1 protein-coding gene and 1 pseudogene are annotated in these 2,580 nt (G+C 74.3%); both read left to right on the top strand.

Annotated features, from left to right (window positions below; all coding sequences use genetic code 11):
* Positions 1-95 precede the first annotated feature (95 nt).
* On the top strand, positions 96-1,358 hold the full coding sequence (locus GTW43_RS26935) for an arginine deiminase (protein ID WP_161304562.1): 1,263 nt from the start codon (positions 96-98) through the stop codon (positions 1,356-1,358).
* A 30-nt stretch (positions 1,359-1,388) separates the two neighbouring features.
* Positions 1,389-2,580, top strand: a pseudogene (locus tag GTW43_RS26930) (hypothetical protein); the annotation flags it as partial.

The following is a 2,580-nucleotide window of genomic DNA, read 5'->3' as shown; positions in this document are numbered from 1 at the left end:
CTCGTCGTCCTCGCGGTCTCCGTGGCCGGCGCCGTGATCGGCGTCGTGGCCCTGGCCGCCGGCTGGATCAGCCTCTGACCCCGGGAAGGCACACCGTGACCGACCAAGACACCCGTCCCTCCTCCGCGTACGGCGTCCACTCCGAGGTGGGCCGGCTGCGCAAGGTCCTCGTCTGCGCCCCGGGACTCGCCCACCGCAGGCTCACCCCGACCAACTCGGACGACCTGCTCTTCGACGACGTCATGTGGGTGGAGAACGCCCAGCGCGACCACGCCGACTTCGTCGCCGAGCTGCGCGGGCGCGGCGTCGACGTCCTCGAACTGCACGACGTCCTCGCCGCCACCATGGCGATCCCGGAGGCCAGGTCCTGGCTCCTCGACCGGAAGATCACCGCGAACCAGGTCGGGGTCGGGCTCATCGACTCCACCCGCGCCTTCCTGGAGTCGCTGGACCCGCGGCTGCTCGCCGAGCACCTCATCGGCGGTCTCGCCACCACCGACCTGCCCGACGACTACCGCTCGCCGTACGTCGCCCTGGCGCGCGAGTCGACCGGTGTGCGCGAGTACCTGATGCCGCCCCTGCCCAACACCCTCTACACCCGGGACACCACGTGCTGGCTGTACGGAGGGCTCACCCTCAACCCGCTGTACTGGCCGGCCCGGCACGACGAGACGCTGCTCATGAAGGCGGTCTACCTCTTCCACCCGGACTTCACCGGCTCGCGCGTGTGGTGGGGCGATCCCGAACTGGCCTGGGGGCAGGCCACGTTCGAGGGCGGCGACATCATGCCGGTCGGCAACGGCGTCGTCCTGATGGGCATGAGCGAGCGGACCTCCCGGCAGGCCATCACCCAGGTCGCGCGGGCGCTGTTCGAGAACGGTGCCGCCGAGCAGATCGTCGTCGCGGGGATGCCCAAGCTGCGCTCGGCGATGCACCTCGACACGGTCTTCACCTTCGCGGACCGCGACATCGTCACGCTGTACCCGCGGATCATGGACTCGGTGCACACGTTCACGCTGCGGCCGTCCGACCGCGCGCCCGGCCTCGCCCTCACCGACGAGGGCGCGACCCCGTTCGTCGACGTCGTCGCCAAGGCCCTCGGCCTGCCCGGGCTCCGGGTCATCGAGACGGGCGGCGACGTGTACGCCTCGGAGCGCCAGCAGTGGGACAGCGGCAACAACGCGGTGGCCCTCGAACCCGGCGTCGTCTTCACCTACGACCGCAACACCCAGACCAACGCCCTGCTGCGCAAGGCGGGCGTCGAGGTCATCACCATCGTCGGCGCCGAACTGGGCCGCGGCCGCGGCGGCGGGCACTGCATGACCTGCCCCGTCGTCCGCGACCCCGTCGACTTCTGACCGCCCGTGGGACGGCGGGTGTGGCCGGCCGTGGCCTGGCTGGTCGCCGTGCTCGCGACGTTCACCGTCGTCACCACGGCGACGCTGCGCGCGACCGTGCTCTCCCCCGCCTTCCACGCCGCCGTCCTGGACCGGGAGCACACCTACGACCGGCTCTACGACGAGGTCCTGGTGGACCCCGTGGCCGCGCCGGTGGCACGCGACCTGCTCGCCGGACTGCCCGTGCCCGAGGCGCAGGTGACGTCCAACATCAAACTGGTGCTGCCTCCGGCCACCGTCCGCGACCTGACACGCCAGCAGATCGACGCGGTCGTCGGCTACCTCGCCGGGGAGCGCGACCGGCTGCGGATCGCGGTGGACCTGGCCCCCGTCCTCGCGCAGCTCGACGACCTGGCACACACGTACTTCGGTGATCTCGTCGCCGGTCTCCAGGACCGGCCCGAGCCCGACTTCGCCCGCTTCTCCGCCGATCTGTCGACGGCCCTGCGCGAGCTGTCCGAGGGCCGCGCCCCCGCGGGACTGCCCACCTTCCCGCTCACCGAGGCGCAGGCCGCGCAGGTCGCCGACGCGCTGCTGCGCACGGTGCCCGAGAGCCGGCGCGAGCAGCTGCGGCCCGAGACGGAGACCGCGCTGGCCGACGGGGACGTGGCCACCGCGCTGGCCGTGCTCGCCCCCGCCGTGGTCTCGGACCGCACCCGGGCCGCCGGGCAGGAGCTGCGGCTGCGCGTGCACGGGACGACCTGGGACCTCACCCCTGCCCTGGAGTCCGCGGGGGACGGACTCGCGCCGCTGCACCGGCTGCGCCCCTACACGGCGGCGGGGCTCGGTCTCGCCGAGCTCGTCGCGGCCCTCGCCCTCGTCGGCTCCCTGGCCGCGCTGTGGCTCCTGACGCCCGCGCGGCCGGGCGGCAGACCGGCCCGCCTCGGTCCGCCCCTGCTGGTGGGCGGCGCCCTCGCCGCGCTCGCCTTCTGCGTGCTCCGCCTGGCCACGGGCGGACGGATCGTGGACCCGCCGGGCAGCTGGCCGCCGAGTCTGGCCCGGCTCGTCGACGACGTGCAGCGCGGCCTGCTCGACCGGACGACCGCCACGGGACTGTGGGCGGCGCTCGGCCCCGTGCTGCTCGGCGCCGGTCTCGTCGCGGCCGGGCCGTGGCTGCGGTCCGGCGGCCCCGTCCTGAGGCGCCCACGGTCGGTGCCGGCCGCCCTCGGCACGGGCGGCGCCC

The organism is Streptomyces sp. SID5785, assembly GCF_009870065.1.
Taxonomy (GTDB): Bacteria; Actinomycetota; Actinomycetes; order Streptomycetales; family Streptomycetaceae; genus Streptomyces.
The sequence above is the reverse complement of the archived record's forward strand: the minus strand, read 5'-3'. Positions and strand labels throughout refer to the sequence as shown.